Source organism: Flavobacterium terrisoli (genome assembly GCF_030167905.1).
Lineage (GTDB): Bacteria > Bacteroidota > Bacteroidia > Flavobacteriales > Flavobacteriaceae > Flavobacterium > Flavobacterium terrisoli.
In genome coordinates this window covers 293,212-310,278 of the sequence record NZ_JARGNA010000006.1, presented here as the reverse complement: position 1 = coordinate 310,278, position 17,067 = coordinate 293,212, and the positions used below count along the sequence as shown (strand labels likewise).

Annotated in this window: 16 protein-coding genes; 5 read left to right on the top strand and 11 right to left on the bottom strand. The window is 39.2% G+C overall.

Annotated features, from left to right (window positions below; all coding sequences use genetic code 11):
• Positions 1-19 precede the first annotated feature (19 nt).
• From P1K33_RS10355 to P1K33_RS10330, 6 genes are read right to left on the bottom strand one after another with little or no spacing between them, the layout of a single operon-like run.
• Positions 20-925: a PstS family phosphate ABC transporter substrate-binding protein gene (locus P1K33_RS10355; RefSeq protein ID WP_350028974.1), complete on the bottom strand. Its 906-nt coding sequence runs from the start codon at positions 923-925 to the stop codon at positions 20-22.
• Entirely contained in the window at positions 915-1,157 is a 243-nt protein-coding gene (locus tag P1K33_RS10350; protein WP_284652891.1) for a hypothetical protein, read from the bottom strand. Before P1K33_RS10350 ends, P1K33_RS10355 begins: the two co-directional genes overlap by 11 nt.
• The gene (locus tag P1K33_RS10345; RefSeq protein ID WP_284652890.1) at positions 1,158-1,943 is read right to left on the bottom strand and encodes an energy transducer TonB; all 786 of its coding nucleotides are present in this window, start codon (positions 1,941-1,943) and stop codon (positions 1,158-1,160) included. It abuts the gene before it with no gap.
• A gap of 31 nt (positions 1,944-1,974) precedes the next feature.
• Positions 1,975-2,538, bottom strand: coding sequence for an ExbD/TolR family protein (locus P1K33_RS10340; RefSeq protein WP_284652889.1), 564 nt, complete (start codon positions 2,536-2,538; stop codon positions 1,975-1,977).
• A gap of 19 nt (positions 2,539-2,557) precedes the next feature.
• A complete protein-coding gene (locus tag P1K33_RS10335; protein ID WP_284652888.1) occupies positions 2,558-3,193 on the bottom strand; it encodes an ExbD/TolR family protein in 636 nt (211 codons plus the stop codon).
• A gap of 45 nt (positions 3,194-3,238) precedes the next feature.
• On the bottom strand, positions 3,239-4,060 hold the full coding sequence (locus P1K33_RS10330) for a MotA/TolQ/ExbB proton channel family protein (protein WP_284652887.1): 822 nt from the start codon (positions 4,058-4,060) through the stop codon (positions 3,239-3,241).
• A 402-nt stretch (positions 4,061-4,462) separates the two neighbouring features.
• Here P1K33_RS10330 and P1K33_RS10325 point away from each other — a divergent pair, with 402 nt between their 5' ends.
• Genes P1K33_RS10325 through P1K33_RS10310 form a run of 4 tightly spaced genes read left to right on the top strand, consistent with a single transcriptional unit; the run spans position 4,463 to position 7,180 of the window.
• Positions 4,463-5,983 carry a helicase HerA-like domain-containing protein gene (locus tag P1K33_RS10325; protein ID WP_284652886.1) on the top strand — a complete coding sequence of 507 codons (1,521 nt, stop codon included), beginning with the start codon at positions 4,463-4,465 and terminating at the stop codon, positions 5,981-5,983.
• On the top strand, positions 5,983-6,351 hold the full coding sequence (locus P1K33_RS10320; protein WP_284652885.1) for a DMT family protein: 369 nt from the start codon (positions 5,983-5,985) through the stop codon (positions 6,349-6,351). Before P1K33_RS10325 ends, P1K33_RS10320 begins: the two co-directional genes overlap by 1 nt.
• Before the next feature lie 4 nt (positions 6,352-6,355).
• Positions 6,356-6,802 carry a YybH family protein gene (locus P1K33_RS10315; RefSeq protein ID WP_284652884.1) on the top strand — a complete coding sequence of 149 codons (447 nt, stop codon included), beginning with the start codon at positions 6,356-6,358 and terminating at the stop codon, positions 6,800-6,802.
• 12 nt (positions 6,803-6,814) lie between these two features.
• Positions 6,815-7,180 (top strand): cupin domain-containing protein, encoded by a 366-nt coding sequence (locus P1K33_RS10310; RefSeq protein WP_284652883.1) that lies wholly within the window; start codon positions 6,815-6,817, stop codon positions 7,178-7,180.
• Between the two features lie 61 nt (positions 7,181-7,241).
• On the opposite strand, the gene P1K33_RS10305 is transcribed toward P1K33_RS10310, so the two are convergent.
• Both P1K33_RS10305 and P1K33_RS10300 read right to left on the bottom strand, forming a co-directional pair.
• Positions 7,242-8,582 carry an FAD-dependent oxidoreductase gene (locus P1K33_RS10305; protein ID WP_284652882.1) on the bottom strand — a complete coding sequence of 447 codons (1,341 nt, stop codon included), beginning with the start codon at positions 8,580-8,582 and terminating at the stop codon, positions 7,242-7,244.
• A gap of 142 nt (positions 8,583-8,724) precedes the next feature.
• Entirely contained in the window at positions 8,725-11,112 is a 2,388-nt protein-coding gene (locus P1K33_RS10300; RefSeq protein ID WP_284652881.1) for a penicillin acylase family protein, read from the bottom strand.
• 124 nt (positions 11,113-11,236) lie between these two features.
• Here P1K33_RS10300 and P1K33_RS10295 point away from each other — a divergent pair, with 124 nt between their 5' ends.
• Positions 11,237-12,058: a GNAT family N-acetyltransferase gene (locus P1K33_RS10295; RefSeq protein ID WP_284652880.1), complete on the top strand. Its 822-nt coding sequence runs from the start codon at positions 11,237-11,239 to the stop codon at positions 12,056-12,058.
• A gap of 50 nt (positions 12,059-12,108) precedes the next feature.
• Here the strand turns inward: P1K33_RS10295 and P1K33_RS10290 are convergent, their stop codons facing one another.
• The 3 genes from P1K33_RS10290 to kynU all read right to left on the bottom strand — a co-directional run bounded on the left by P1K33_RS10290 (position 12,109) and on the right by kynU (position 16,851).
• Positions 12,109-13,197 carry an agmatinase family protein gene (locus P1K33_RS10290; protein WP_284652879.1) on the bottom strand — a complete coding sequence of 363 codons (1,089 nt, stop codon included), beginning with the start codon at positions 13,195-13,197 and terminating at the stop codon, positions 12,109-12,111.
• A 120-nt stretch (positions 13,198-13,317) separates the two neighbouring features.
• Complete coding sequence (locus P1K33_RS10285; protein ID WP_284652878.1) at positions 13,318-15,381, bottom strand: T9SS type A sorting domain-containing protein; 2,064 nt, start codon at positions 15,379-15,381, stop codon at positions 13,318-13,320.
• A gap of 189 nt (positions 15,382-15,570) precedes the next feature.
• Positions 15,571-16,851 carry a kynureninase gene (kynU, locus tag P1K33_RS10280; protein ID WP_284652877.1) on the bottom strand — a complete coding sequence of 427 codons (1,281 nt, stop codon included), beginning with the start codon at positions 16,849-16,851 and terminating at the stop codon, positions 15,571-15,573.
• Positions 16,852-17,067 lie beyond the last annotated feature (216 nt).

The window sequence follows — 17,067 nt, the reverse complement described above, 5'->3', positions numbered from 1 at the left end:
TTTTAATTTTTATCTTTAGTTATTTATTTCTTATCACGATTTTTCTGGTTGGGACACGCTCGGGAACTAATCCTGATTTTAAAATGATGCGTTGTCCTCGTTCACCTGTAAGGAAGGAACCGAATCCCATTCCTAAACCAGAATACCCTTGACAGTTGACGATATACAAATGACGTGCCAAAGGATATTTTCCTTGGGCTAAGTCGTCCTGTGTTGGGAATACATATTCATTTGAACCAATCCCTTTTACCCCTAAAACACTGACTTGGTCAACGTCTTTCTGAAGTTCTAATGAAGGTTGAAAAATCCAGTTCATCCCTATGACACCGAACATGCCATTGTTTTCTGCCACATACTTTATGACTTCCTCATTGGTTTTCATAGAATAGAAATCCTTTCTGCTGACTACATCAACACCAAACTTTTCAGAAATATACCTTACAGTACTTGAATTGGCATTGTCAAATACAAACCCTTTGATGGTTGGAATCGGTTTGCCTTTCATAAAATCGATTACATCCTGCAAGGCAACTAAAGTATCATTGGCTTTTTTGGATCTGATAAAAGCGATCGCATCGGTAGCAAAAGGAGTGATTCTGGGAGTGATTTTTTTTCCTTCAAAAACTTTAAGTTCCTGAGCGGTGAGCGTTCTTGCAAGTATCGCAATTTTTGCCGTATCATTGAGCATGGAATTCAAAACTTCTTTTTCTGATTGGGCCACCAAATGCAATTTGGCTTCGTATTGCGTTTCAAATACCGCTTGTTCATCTTCTACGATTGGTAAGATGGATTCATCAACATAAATAGTGGCCTTTCCTTCGATTATAGTATCCTGTTTGTTTTCGGATTTCTCTTGGCAAGAAAACACAAAAAGCAATGTCAGTAAAAGAAAACCGGTAATTGTTTTTGTTATTTTATTCATCATCTAAATTATTCAAACGCTTTACTTGAGTTATAAAACGCAAAAAAGCAAATAATATTATAAGGCAGCCTACGATTATTTGAAGGTTATTGGGTAAATCCAATTTTAATTTGTCCCAGAACAGCAACATGGCGCCCAAAGCACAAAAAGCTATAAAATTCAATAAGCTAATAACGAGAAGAAATCGCTCTTTTAGCGATTTCTTCTTAAAATTTTCTATGATTTTTGAAATCATTTATTCCGGTGCTTGGATAGAAATCGGCAATGAGTACAATACTCTCACTTTTTTCCCATTTTGCTCACCAGGATTCCATTTCGGACAAGATTTTAAAACTCTGATAGCTTCTTTTCCTGTTCCATAACCAATATCTCTGATTACTTTGATATCTGTTAATGAACCATCTTTTTCTACTACGAAAGTCACAAATATTTTCCCTTTCAATCCTTCCTCTTCAGGAACCTGGAAGTTTTTACCAATGAATTTGTAGAATTTCTCTAATCCACCAGGAAAATCAGGTTTTACCTCGATACCGGCAGTGTTGTAGATGTTGTTGTCTTCTTCTACTACACTTGGTCCTGTTCCAACAGGTTCAACTGTTAATGGAGCATTCTCATCGCCTTCAATATTTTCTTTTCCTAATTTTTGGTCTTTAAGTTCTTCTACTTTTGGCGGCTCTTCAACAATTTCATCTGTCTTCGCTACTTCAGGTTTCACAAACTTCACCTGATCCTGTTTTGGTGGAGGTGGTGGAGGTGGTGGAAGATCTTTAGGTTGCTCTTCTTTCGGCGGCAACTTAATGGTTACAATTTTTTGATCTAGAGAAGCGTCATCAGATCTATCCGGTATTAAGCTTATGATAAGTGGTGCACTTACTGCCAAACCGAATATAAATGCGCCTATGATTAGCGAACGCAAAGTAGTTTTCGGGTTTTCTTTACGCAATTCATAAGCTCCATAAGCTTTATTACGTCCCTCAAAAACGATGTCTATCCACTGTCTTTTTAATAAGTCTAATTTCATTTTTTTACTTTTTAAAGATTAGCACAAGACATTACTTGTTCATTTCGTCTACTAATTTCATCTCTTCAGGAGTGATGTCATTTACAATTGCATAAGTTGGCACTTTGCAAATAGCCATTTCATCCAGTACATCAACTAAATTTCTATAAGTTGATTTCTTGCTCGGTTTGATAATTACAATCAATCCTTTGTCTTTATCGCCAGTTATCTGTGGTACAGAAACTACTCTCTTTAAGATTTCTTTTCTTAACCCGTTTCTGCCATAAACCGCATCAGTTGGTTTCCCATTTGGTTCCGGTGCATCAAGCAATCCGTGGAACCATTTGATTTTATCATTATCACCCATGATGATCGTCATGGTTCTTCTTTGGTCAACTTTTATTTTAGTTTCAGGCTCATTCTCAGTATTCTTGTCCGGTAAACCCAAATCCATAGATTGAGGTTTTGATAAAGACGTTGTCAACATAAAGAATGTAATCAATAAGAATGCCAAATCCACCATGGCGGTAAGATCCACTTTTGCATTGGATTTTTTACTTCTTACCTTTTTACTGCCTTTTTTGCCACCGCCGTCGCCGGTATTTAATTCAGCCATTTTATATTATTATTTAGCATTAATAATCTTTTCCTCTTAAACCAGTAACTAAATTAAAGCTATTGATTTTTTGGTCCTGTAAAATATCCATCACTCTTTTGATCTGAGGATATTCTTCTTTAGCATCGCCTTTGATTGCAAACTGAAGTTCTTTTTCACCTCCGTTTTCAATATTAGCGGTTCTTGCAGCCATTATCCAATCTTTCAATTGGTTATTATCGCCAATAGAATCACAAGGTATTCCTGATTGTGTTCCTTTTTTAGATCTTTCTGAACCGGTCTTAGCCAACAATCCTTTTAAATCTGACATTGGAACACCAAACTCTTCCATAAGTTTGAATTCTTGCTTTTCTTTATCTGTAAATGAAACTTTATACGTCCTTGACATATAATCTAGAGCTCCTTCACGGATTGCCCTGTCTTTCATTCCAAAAAACACTTGCTCTTTCCCATCGCTTTTTCCTACTGTTATGGTTACTAATCCCGTTTCCGGCAATTTAGTCTGAACTGTAGAAGAAGGCGTATCTACCGGTAACGGCTCGGGCATCTTGGCCGTCGCTGTCAGGATAAAAAAGGTAAGCAAAAGGAAAGCCACATCACACATCGCCGTCATGTCGATGGATGTTGACTTTTTATGCATTTTTACTTTAGCCATTATTACTTTTTTTTATTTCAATAATTAGAAAATCTAATTACTGAATTATGATTTTAAACTTCCTCTGAATTTTCTGTACGTGTTCACAATAGTTGAACCTGCCTCATCAATTGAGTAAGTCAAAGTATCGATTTTAGAAGTAAAGAAGTTGTAAGTTACAATTGCTAATGCAGAAGTAGAGATACCTGTAGCAGTGTTAATCAAAGCCTCAGAAATACCATTCGCTAAGGCAGCCTGGTCAGGAGTTCCTGTAGAAGCTAACGCCGCGAACGCTTTAATCATCCCCGTTACTGTTCCTAATAATCCCGCAAGAGTTCCTAATGCAACAAGAGTAGACAAGATAGTCATGTTTTTCTCTAACATTGGCATTTCAAGAGAAGTAGCTTCTTCAATTTCTTTGTGGATGGTTTCAGCAGCTTCTTCGCTGGTAAATCCTTCTTTCTTAACTTCTTGATATTTTACAAGTGCCGCTTTGATTGCATTTGCTACTGAACCTTGTTGTTTGTCACAAGCAGTGATAGCGTCATCAATATTTCCAGCTTTAACACTTCCTTGTACGTTTCTCATGAAAGCATCTAAATTTCCTTTTCCACCTGCTTTAGAAATAACGGCGAAACGCTCGATTGAAAACACAACCACCATTAATAATAGTCCCATCAAAACCGGTACAATTGGTCCACCTTTGTATACCATTGCTAAATAATTTCCTGGTAGCGGATGTCCGGTGTTTACACCACCTTCAAAGTTAGCACCATTACCCATGATGAAATTCCAGATAATCCACCCAACAAAAATACATGCTACAATGATGATTCCCGACATCATCCCTAAACCATTTGAACCAGATTCTTTTTTAACGTTTGCCATTTTTTTAAATTTTAAATTTTTTAATAAATTATAAGTTTTAGTTGTTAATAAACTTGAATAGGAGCAAATTTAATTTTTTACTTCAAATAAAAAAACTTTTTTTAACATTTATAACATATCCATAACATATCCTTTTAATCCCCTTTTGAAGGTGCTTTGGACATTTAAAACAATCATTAAATATTATATAAAAATAATTCTAATTTTCAAGGTATTAATGCGTTTTTATAAGTATAACGTGAAAAGTACTAAAATTGTATTTTTCAGGAGATTTTTTTTTGCCAACCTAAATGTATGACATTTTTCAATGCCACTTAGAACAATTAACATTTTATAATTTTCAAAAAATAGATTATTTTGCAATACCTTTAGCTTAACATTCATAAACCTAAAAAACAGTAAATGGCAACAGCATCCGATTTCTCAGAATATATTAATGAAGGCTATAGTTTCAAAGGGGAAAGTATTACTCTTGGCGGCGCCATAATAAACGGCGAAGCAGTAGCCGATACTTTTGTTAAAGTACCCTTGAAAACTTTAAACCGTCACGGACTCATAGCCGGTGCCACCGGAACCGGAAAAACCAAAACCATACAAGTGCTATCTGAGCAGTTATCTTCTTTTGGCATACCGGTTTTAATGATGGATATTAAAGGAGATTTCTCAGGCATAGCCAAAGAAGGTGAAGAAAAACCATTCATTACCGAGCGTCATGCCAAACTTAACATTCCCTATACAACAAGCAGTTTTCCTGTCGAATTAATGTCGTTGTCACAACAGGACGGCGTACGATTACGAGCAACCGTTTCTGAGTTTGGGCCGGTACTGTTTTCCAGGATACTCGATTTAAACGACACCCAAGCCGGAGTGGTAGCCGTGATTTTTAAATACTGTGATGACAAGCAAATGCCATTACTGGATTTGAAAGACATGAAAAAAGTCATCAACTATATCACCGAAGAAGGCAAAGACGAAATTGAAGAAAGCTACGGAAAAATATCTACCTCAACTACCGGAATCATTCTTCGCAAGATCATCGAATTGGAACAACAGGGCGGTGATATTTTCTTTGGCGAAATGTCATTTGAAATAGACGATTTGATGCGCATAGATGAAAACGGCAGAGGTTACATTAATATCATTCGCCTGACTGATATCCAGGACAAGCCTAAATTATTCTCGACGTTCATGTTGAGTTTATTGGCAGAAATCTATCAGCAAATGCCTGAGAAAGGCGATGCCGAACAACCCGAGTTGGTGATTTTCATTGACGAAGCGCATTTGATTTTTAATGAAGCCAGCGATGCCTTATTAAACCAAATTGAAACCATCATCAAGCTGATTCGTTCTAAAGGAATCGGTGTTTATTTTGTAACCCAAAACCCTATGGATGTACCGGCGAGTGTTTTGGCCCAGCTGGGTTTGAAAATCCAACACGCTTTACGCGCTTTTACCGCCAATGACCGACAAGCCATCAAGCAAACTGCTGAAAATTATCCGCTGTCTGATTATTACAAAACGGCAGAAGTCTTAACCAGCCTGGGAATCGGAGAAGCTTTTGTAACCGCATTAAACGAAAAAGGCGTTCCGACGCCATTGGCAGCCACCATGATGCGCGCACCAATGAGCCGCATGGATGTTTTGACCGAAAGCGAAATAGGTGAAATCAACGCCAAATCCAAATTGGTTAGAAAATATTCAGAAGAAATAGACCGCGAAAGCGCCTATGAAATGCTGACTAAAAAAATAGAAGCAGCCAACCAGCAAGCCGAAGAAGCACAGGAAACGCAACAGGAAGAAAAAAGAAAAAGCAGCGAACCAAGTACGGCCGAAGTCATTGGCAAATCAGTGACAAAAGTCGTTACAAGTGCCACTTTTATCCGTGGTGTTTTTGGCGTGTTAAACAAACTTTTCAGAAGATAATGAAAGGCTATTTAACTATCGGATTATTGGTCTTGTCTAACATTTTCATGACAATGGCCTGGTACGGGCATTTGAAATTCAAAGAATTGAAGTGGTTTGAAAATGCCGGATTGATTACGATTGTCTTAATCAGTTGGGGCTTGGCTTTTTTTGAATATTGTTTTATGGTTCCGGCCAACAAAGTAGGTTTTGAAGGCAATGGTGGACCATTTTCATTAATGCAGCTCAAAGTCATACAGGAAGTCATCACTTTGGTCATCTTTGTGATTTTCTCCCTGTTGGTTTTCAAAAACGAGACTTTCCGCTGGAATCATGCTGTTGGGTTTGTATTTCTGATTTTGGCCGTTTATTTTATATTTAAAAAGTAATCTCATGAAACAAGTAATTTTAGCCTTGACTGCGATTTTGTTATTTGGCTGTAGCCAAAAAGACAAAGCGCAATTGGATTTGGAACCCATCAAAAAAGAAGTACTAAAAGCCGAGGAAGACTTTAAAAACATGGCGCAAACCAAAGGTATTCCGGAAGCTTTTTACCAATTTGCCGACGACAATGCCGTGATAAAACGTGAAAACGACACTATAATTAAGGGTAAAGAAAACATCAAATTGTATTACAGCGATCAGAAATACCAATTAGCCAAAGTAACTTGGACACCCGATTTTGTGGAAGTTTCTGATGATGGATCGATGGCATATACCTATGGGAAATATGTTTGGAAGAGTAAAGACTTTCAAGGAAAAGAACTAGAATTTAAAGGCGTATTTCACACCGTTTGGAAAAGACAAAAAGACAGCAGCTGGAAATATGTTTGGGACTAAATTTTAAAAGAAATGAGTAAAAAATACTTTGTACAAAAAGCACCTTTTGTGGTGCCAACAACCGATGGCAAACTCATCGAGGAACATCATGGTAATGCGACAACCAAAAATGCAGAAATTTCAATAGCACACATGGTAGCGCCACCAAAATGGGCCGAACCATTTCAAACGCCTGAGTTTGACGAATACACTTATATCATTTCGGGGAAAAAGCAGTTTATCATTGAAGATGAAACCGTGATTGTCGAAGCCGGACAATCCATCAAAATTGAAAAGAATACCCGGGTGCAATATTCCAATCCGTTTGACGAACCTTGTGAATACATTGCGATTTGCCAGCCGGCTTTTGATTTTACGAAAGTGCATCGGGAGGATTGACCATAGCCCAGATTGCAGCTGGCTACCATGTAGCGCGGAAAGCGGGAACAGCTCCTAAATACTATTTCAACAATTCTATAATCTTATTCTCGACTTCCGGACTATTCCAGTTTTCTTCAATATTTGGCATTTGCATGACTTCTTCCATGATTTGATTCTGGAAATCGCCCAAAGCCAAAGCTTCAGAATAAGGATGCAGGCTAAAAGTCACACGACTGTACAGCGGCAGCCATTTATCGGGATGTTTGTCGGAAAACCATTTTTCTATTTTCTTTTGCAACAGGAATTGCTCATCGGCGGTTTTGGTACTCATTTCAATGAAATTTCGAAGGGATAATTCGGCTATTGCATCGGCATTGGGTTTGCGTGATTTTTCATATTCTGAGAAAATCATTTTCCAGTCATCGCCATATTTTGACATCATTTCGCTCAACACCGTAATGTCTTCAAAACCTGCATTCATCCCTTGTCCGTAAAAAGGAACTATCGCATGGGAAGCATCGCCAATCAAAGCGACTTTATCCTCAAATGTCCATGGATAACATTTCATCATTACCAGATAACTCGTTGGGTTCTTGAAAAAATCTTCCACCAAATCGGGAATCACTGCCGCGGTATCGGGGAAATAATGGGCAAAGAAATCCACCAGTTTGGCTTCGGTATCCAATTGCTCAAAAGAATTTTCGCCTTCAAATGGCATGAATAATGTGCAGGTAAAACTTCCGTCTAAATTGGGCAAAGCCATCAGCATAAAATTGCCTCTTGGCCAAATATGTAAGGAGTTTTTATCGACTTTGTGCGTTCCGTCAGCATTGGCAGGAATATGCAATTCCTTGTAACCGATTTTCATAAACTCCTGCGAGTAATCAAACATGCTTTGGCGCTGCATACGGTGGCGGATTCTGGAGAACGCACCATCGGCACCAAAGACTTTGTCGTATTTCAATTCGGTCCACTCGCCTCTTTCGGAATCTCCGATATGCAAAGTGGCATCGGCTAAAGTAACATCCCAAATCTTGTGGTTGAAGTAAAACTCAACACCTTCGGCTTCTGCCAAATCAATCATCCTGCGGTTTAAAACACCTCGAGACAAAGAAAAAATAGCTTCACCGTCTTTGCCGTAATATTGGTAATTGAGTTTACCGTCTTTCAAATGAATCGCCCGTTTATCTACCGGAATTCCAATCTGTCGAATCTCATCATCAAGCCCAACATCTTCCATGGCTTTCCAACCTCGGGTAGACATCACCAAATTAATGGAACGCCCTGAGAATTCTACCGTTCTGATATCGGGACTACGATCATACACATGAACTGCATGACCTTGTCTTTTGAGATAGATTGCCAGTAAAGTCCCGACCAAGCCCGAACCAACCACAGCAATTTTTTGAGGAGTTTGCATTGAAATTTTATAAACGGTTTTTATTTAACTTTGTTCCGTTCGCCACTTTGGGCTCGGGTCACACTATTCGGCCTAACGGCCTCGTGTGCAAATTTACTTTTTTGACCCGAATAGCCGAATGGAATTGGGATAATTTTACACTTTACTTTGTTGGTTTAAAGACCAATTTGGTTGATGTGGCTTCAATTTCCTTTTTATTGAGTTTCATTTTTCGGAATTTCCCGTTGACAAACAATTCGGCCTGGTCGCTGTAATGCTTGCTCATCGGATTGCCCGATTGACCGGTTGGCAAAACGCTCCAACTGTTTTCTATATCTGAAAAATCGATAATGCGTCGTGTTGAAGGTCCGCCTTTGACCGGAATTACAGCGTCATCCGTATAAATAAACAATTGGTTATCGATGACTTCGTTGGTTCCCGAAATCGGGAACGTCCCAACATTAAAGAACTTGCTGAACATTTCCACTTTCCCGATTGGGTGCTGGAATTCTACCTGATGCATTTTTCCCCATGACCATTGAGAAACATCGGTTCCTAATTGGTTTTCCAAAGACGCAATTGCTGCAGCAAACGACTTAGTCAGTATTTCGGATTGGGTTTCTTTTTTCCCTTTGGTATTGATATTGTCCCACCAAGGCGAATTGGCATTTTGGGTTTGGGCTTCTATCATTTGCTTCACAATATGCGTGCTGAGCAATAGTTTGAAGTTTTCCTCTCCAAATTCGTCTTCCAAAGTATTTTTTAGATAAAAATAAAGCCATTTGTTGTAAATCGTTGGGGCAACATCGTTCAATTCGTGTGTTGCTTTCCAAGTTTGCAAAACATTTAGCGCATCCTTTTCGTTTTTAGAAAGTTCAGCCGGATTAATATGTTTGGTCATATTGCCAACAATGGTTTGAGCTGTTGCCGAAGTATTGTCGACAATCATTTTGGAAACGGCTTCTTTGGTCCAGTCATTCTTTGGTTTGAGCAAACCGTCGATTCTGGTAGCGCGGTCTTTGGGCAAATAATAACCCGGGTACAAATAGCCATCAATAGGTTCAGGCTGGTTATTGGCGCTGTACACATAATGCCACGTCGGATTGACTGCCTGAGGATTTTTGTCAAACGGAAGAAACTCTTTTTTGTCATCAACACCATTGGCGCCGTTGAGGATAAAATTGGTATTGACAGTCTTATCGACTTTATACAATTTCCCCGAAGTAATCCAGGCGATATTGCCTTTGGCATCGCCATACATGATGTTCAATCCCGGTGCGTGAATCAATTCGATGCTTTTGTGGAAACTCTCTAAACTCTTTGCGTGTGACAAAGCATAAACGGCATCGAGAATTTGGTTCTTTTGTTGGGTGAAAATCCACGACATCGCTACTGATTTATCGGTTTTTAATCCGTCGAGCAAACCTGTGATTATTGGTCCGTGCTGGCTGGTTTTGACATTCAGCTTGACATCGGCACTGTCTTTTACTTTTATAATTTTTTGTTTATAGGTGTAATTCTTAAAACCATCCGGAGTTTTGTATTGCTTGGCATCATTTGGGTTTTCCTCTTCCTGAAAGAAATCGACATCATCATTTTCAAACATTGTCAAACCATAAGCGTAATCGTGATTGTGTCCCAATAGCGGAAACGGCGTTCCAGCGATATAATAGCCATACATTTCATAATCGGGACAAACGATGTGTGCTTCGTACCAGGTTCCCGGTTGGGAATACATAATGTGTGGATCATTGGCCAAAATCACTTTGCCATTCTTGGTTTTTTCGGCACCAATTACCCAACTGTTACTCCCTATAAATGCCGGAACCGGAGAGGCTTCGAGCAAACCGGCTACCGATTTGGAGATTTCGTTGTACTCTTTGTATTTCCCTTTAAAGGATTGCAGTTGTTGGGTTCCCAATTCGCCCTGGATTCCGAAATCCTTTAAGTATGCCATTCCAAATCGGTCGCGGATATCGGTAAGCAACGGATCCGTTTTTTGTGCCATTGCGAAGCTGAAGGACATAAATCCGAAGATGTTGTAAACATCTTTTAAGGTGAATTTCTCCTGCTCAATCCCTAGCAATCCGATTTCAACCGGTGTTGTGCCTTCTGCGATGTATTGATTGATTCCGTCAAGATAAGCATTGGCCAGAATATAGGTTTGCGAATTTTTGTCTAATTGTGCTACAGCTTTTGCCGAATTCTCATCAATTCCGATTCCGGCAAAGAACTTATCGGTTTTTAAAACTTTACCTCCAAAGATTTCCGAAAGTCTTCCCGGCGCGATGCGTCGCATCAATTCCATTTGCCATAATCTGTCCTGCGCATGTACATAGCCCAAAGTCGTCATCGCATCTTTTTGGTTATCGGCATAAATATGCGGCACACCAAATTCATCAAAATATACTGTGGTTTCCTTATTGATATTACTTAGGGATAATTCACCTTCATAATTGGGTTTGCTCCATTGCAGATAGCTGACTCCAACAATGACAATTAAAACGATAATCAATAAAAGGGCGAGCAGGATTTTCTTAACTCGTTTCATAGAATAGGGATTGAATAACAAATATAAGGAATTGAAAAGCACAAAGTACGAGCGACGAAGTCAGAAGTTTAAAAGGAGAAAATTGTTTACATTTGAGGATTAGTCATAGTCATTGAAAACCAAAATGAAACTTCCACCATACGACAATTTCCCAATCATCTCCGACGACAAAATCACCTTGCGGCCAATCATGCCATCGGACATTAAAGATATTATCGAGATTTCATTTTATGATGGCATTCAGGCAGCCACTTTGAAACAGGCAACCGAAATGCAATCAAAAATCAACAAGGATTACACCGACGGCAACTCCATCCATTGGGGCATCGCAGAGAACACGACCAATGCTATTCTTGGCACTTGTGGTTATTATCGTGGATTTGACCAAGAATCAGGTGAACTGGGCTGTGTTTTATTACCACAATTCAGAGGGAAAGGTTTTATGACTGCTGCGATGAAATCAGCCATTGACTTTGGAATAAACACTATTGAACTAAAACGGATTTGGGCCTTAACAACCAAGCAAAATGAAAATGCGATAAAGCTTCTGGAGAAGCTTAACTTTGTTAAAATTGCAGATTGGCAGGATGACGAAATAGAATATGAATGGCAAACAAAATCAACAACTTTGAGAAATCTTGCTTTATCACTTCCGGAAACCAGCGAAGCACCTCATTTTGAGAAAACTTCGTTTCGGGTTGGCAAGAAAATTTTTGTAACTGTTGACGAAAAAAAGCAGGAAGCCTGTATCAAATTATCAGAAACGGATCAAGATGTTTTTTCGTTAGGTGATAAAACCATTGTTTATCCCGTGCCCAATAAATGGGGCAAACAAGGCTGGACGATTATCGATTTAACCCGTGTTCACTCCGATTTACTTAAAGATGCTGTATTGACTGCTTATCGCGAGGTCGCTCCGAAAAAATTATCCGATCTGGTAAAATAAAAAACCCTTCCGTTTTGCTGAAAGGGTTTTATAATCAAGGCTGTTATGTTTTACTGTCTTTGAAAATTGATTTTCTGGCCAACGTTAAGTCCATTATTTTTGGCCAAAACACCACACATATGGAATAACATTCTGGCGCCAACATTCCCATCCCAATCATCGGTCTCTCCCGGAGCCACTTCGACTAAATCAAATCCGATGATTTCTTTTCCGCTTTCAGCCAATTTGTTAAACAGATAAGTCGCTTGTTCAAAAGAAAATCCACCCGGAACCGGAGTTCCTGTATTGGGGCAATACCAAGGATACATGCCATCGATATCAAAACTGATGCATACTTTTTGAGGCAAACTTGCGATAATGGCATCACATTGTGCTGCCCAGGTTTTGCCTTCAAAGGTTTCTGCTTTCAAATCGGCATCTGTATTGATTAAGACTCTGCCTTTGGATTGTTTTACCACATCGACTTCCTGTTCACAGAAATCGCGGATTCCGACTTGTACCAATTTAGAAATCTGAGGAATTTGCAAAGCGTTGTACATAATTGAGGCATGTGAAAAAGTAAAGCCTTCATAGGCAATTCTCAAATCCATATGTGCATCCAGATGCAAAATCCCGAAGTTGTCATGGATGCTTGCCAACGCTTCGTAATAGCCTAATGGGGTAGAATGATCTCCACCCAATAACGCTACTTTTTTACCTTGTTTTATCCAATGCAATACTTTGTCTTTGACTTCGGTATGCAAATCACGGCAAACCTTATTGATTTTATCCAAATCCGATTGCAAAGCCGGATAATTTTCTACTGCTTCTCCGCTTTCCAGTAACTCGATTATCGGTTGGGCCAATTCTTTATATTGATCTGAATTTTTCTTCCAATGGGCTGGTGCATCCTCTAAATAAATTCCCAGTTTCCATAATTCGGGAAAATCCTGATGGTTCAAATCTACCTGAAATGAGGCATCAAGCACTGCTTCCGGTCCTTCAGAGGCTCCGGCTCCATAACTCACGGTCACTTCCCATGGCACTGGAATGATAATAATTTCACTCTGATCGGCTGAAAAAGGCAATCCAAAAACCGTGGCATCTGCTAAACCCGGTTGGCTTGGATCAAAATTGTCAATGATTTGTTGTTTGGTCATTTTATTTGAAAGTTTGTAAAGTGCAAAGGTACTAAGGTTCTGAGTTTTTTTTGATATACCGAAATAAAAAAACCACAATGATTGCTCATTGTGGTTTCAAGTATTTTAGAGTTATATTTTTTAGTTTTTGATAAACTTGCGGGATACTTTAGCCGTATTAAATGATACGGTGTAAACTCCTGAAGCCAATTTAGAAACATCTATGCTTTGCTCATTTGAAGTAATCGCTTTGTTCATAACCTCCTGTCCTAACATGTTGTAGATAGTTACACTTTCGTTAGTATCAAATTCTCCTTTTACTGTGATTTGATTTGAAGCAGGATTTGGATACATGATAAAGTTATTTCTAACATTATTCTCTACTCCTAAGTATGGTAAAACGGTCAGTGTAAATGTTCTTGTAATGGTTGAAGCACCGCTGGTAGCCACCATTGTAATGGTATGGTCGCCAGGTGCCAATACGGTTCCAACAACCGGCGTTTGAGTCAAACCTGCATCACAATTATTGGTGATTGGATTGGCTAGAGCCGCAAAACTTGTTAATGTGAAAGTATTTGTAGGGCCAGCCTGAACCGTTTGGTTGGCAATAGGATTCATTCTGAAAGTGATTGACGGCATTGTATAACCTGCTTCCTCAAATTTTTCCGTTATAACCATGATATCAGCACATGGGTAATTCATATTCATCGCCGCAGTTCTTACTGCAATGGCAGCATTTTGCTGATTGGTAGTACTTGTCGTTAAATCCAAACCATTAAGGAAAGCCTTGTCTGTTTTTTGTCTTCCGATAGCATCCCAAATTTTCATTAGCGCCGTACCCCAAATTTGACCATCTGTATGGATTTGACCTGTTAAACCTCCAGGATAAGTCGCCCCGTAGTCTGTAGTTCTTCCGGCCCAAAAAGCATTGTGACCGTCCCAGCTAAATACCCAATTGTATTGAGGTGTACTTGACAGCCATTGGTTTAAACTTCTGCTATAAGAAACCGCCCAATAATCTCCTGAACCTTCGCTCAATCCATTTACCTGAGAAAGACCTCCACCAGTAATCCAATCGTGGATTCCGTGTCCTAATTCGTGTAAAACCACGTCGGCATCTTCCGCATCATCAACGCCGCCTTCACCAAAATGCAACTGTCCATTTGAATAGTGTGAATTGTCTGCGCCACTTTCTGCGTGAGGGTCAAAATGCACTGCTCCGGCATTAGCTGCCTGATAAGGAACGCATGGAATGCCTAAAGTTTGATTGATATATCGCAAACTATTGTCAATATGGTAAAAAGCATTAACCGCTTCAAAACCATCTTCCGATCTGGTGAAATTAAAGGTTGAAGTTGCTTGCGTAAATAGTCCTTTGGAAGGCGCTCCTAATTCCTTAATTTCGGCATAAGCACTTTTTAATTTGTAAACTCCAGCAGTTAAATCAATTTCAGGTAAGGTAACCGTAACTCTTGCATTATTCATTTGAGTTGACGCAGCATCACTGGAATCAGAAAAACCAGTTGCTCCATATATTGCACCAGTAGGACCAAGCGGATCCGGAGTGAAAACCATTCCGCTTCCTGAAACATAAGCTAAAGGAGCCATCGCAACCGGTGGATTGCTTTTATTTTCTTTTTTTTCTTTTTTGTGTTTTCCATAGTAGTAAGCAATATCTTTTGTGCTTAGAACTGCACCAGTTTGGGCATCAACAATAGTTTCCCAGCTTCCGGTCTTTGAAAATGAATCTGTCAATACTCTGTAAACCAATTTGGTTCCTCCCAATTTAGTGTATACAAACAATTTGCTTTCCTGAAAAGTAATATCATTTGACACTTCTAATGCCTGATTGGAAATTGCAATGGCGTTTTCTTTTGAAATGGCAGGTGTTGTAATAATACTAGCTGCTTCAGTATTATAAGACGATGCAGTGCTGGACACTTCTCCATAAGGATCAAAATGCACCAATATCTCTGAATCAAAAACAGGCACGCCATTTTTCAATTGTTGAAATCGAAGTGTTTCTCCGGCTTCAGTTTTTCTGACAAATCTTAGAGAAAAAGTATCATCAGGGTTTATTTGCAGACTGCTTTCGTTCGCTTTTATCCATTGTCTGGCTTCTGCTTCTTTTACTGAAACTTGTGCATTGCTTATCCCCAGAAAGGCAAAAAAAGCAAATACTGCAAAGTGTAGTTTTGTTTTCATTCTTAATTTTTTTAGTTTGTGGTATAATTAATAATTAATTACAAATCAACGAATTGTTTTTTATAAAACCAATTATATTTAATCAAAATGCTACTCATCTACTACTCATCATTCCTTTATAACAGACGGAAATCAGCTGGTGAATAAATAAAATTTAACTGAAAAGGGTTGTCAAATGACAACCCTTTTTTATTTATTTAAAATTCCCTGCTTTAGAATTTGTCCGAATTCATACATATCTTCATACGAACAATAAAAAGGTGCGGGTGCCAATCGAATAACGTTTGGTTCACGCCAATCGGTAATCACGCCGTTCTTCATCAGATAATCGAACAAGCTTCGGCCTTGCCCGTGAAGAAAAACCGAAAGCTGACACGCTCTTTCTTCCTGATTCGCAGGAGTGATGATTTCAAACTCGGTTCCGTCTATTTCGTTGTCAATTTCGTGAAGGATAAATTCCAAATAGGCTGTTAACTGGTTGCGCTTTTTGATTAGTTTTTGCATCCCAACTTCAGCAAACATTTCGGCTGAAGCTAAATAAGGCGCTAAAGACAATATCGGCAAATTACTAACCTGCCAGCCATTGGCTCCCACAATCGGGTCATATTCCGGTTCCATTTTAAATCGGCGTTCTTTATTATGTCCCCACCAACCGCCGAAACGCGCTAAGGTTTTATCTGTATGATGTTTTTCATGAATAAAACAACCCGATGCATTTCCCGGTCCCGAATTCATGTATTTATAACTACACCAGGCAGCAAAATCGACATTCCAATCGTGCAATTGCAATTCAATGTTTCCAGCGGCATGGGCCAAATCAAAGCCAACAATCGCACCGGCTTTGTGACCGGCTTCTGTAATGGTTTTCATATCAAAAACCTGACCGGTATAATAATTTACGCCTCCGATTAAAACCAAAGCCAACTCATTGCCTACTTCTTCAATCTTGGCCAAAACATCTTCCAGACGGATGTTGTGTTCGCCTTCCCTTCTTTTGATTTCGACTATGGCATCTTCGGTTTTGTAACCTCTATAATTCACCTGACTTTGGAACATGTACTGGTCAGATGGAAACGCTTTTTCTTCGCAAATGATTTTGTAACGCGTTGCTGTTGGTTTGTAAAACGACACCATCAACAAGTGTAAATTCACCGTTAATGTATTCATCACCGTAATTTCGGATGGATTGGCCCCTACGATTCCGCTCAACGGAGCAGCGAATCTTTCGTGGTAATCCCACCAGGGTTTTTCGGAGTAAAAATGTCCTTCCACGGCTAAATTGCCCCAGTCGTTCATCACCTCATCTACATATTGCTTGGTGCGTTTGGGTTGTAAGCCCAAAGAATTTCCGGTGAAATAAATCACATTTTTACCATTGTGCTGCGGGAAAATAAACTCGTTTCTGTAGTGTTGTAATTCATCTTGCGAATCCAATTGTTGTGCAAATTCGCGGGTATTTTTAAAAGTCATGCTTAGTTATGTTTGAGGCGTAAAAGTATTGAAAAGTGGCAAAGTAGCAAAGTTTCAAAGTGGCAAAGTTTAACTTCGTTCAGTTCGCCCTTCAGGCTCGGGTCAAAGTTTTAATCCTAAAGATTTCATTTAGCCCTGATGGAAGCGATACCGAAGTAAAGCGGACAGCAGGAAAATGCTCCAAAAAAAATCCCAACATTACTGTCGGGATTTATA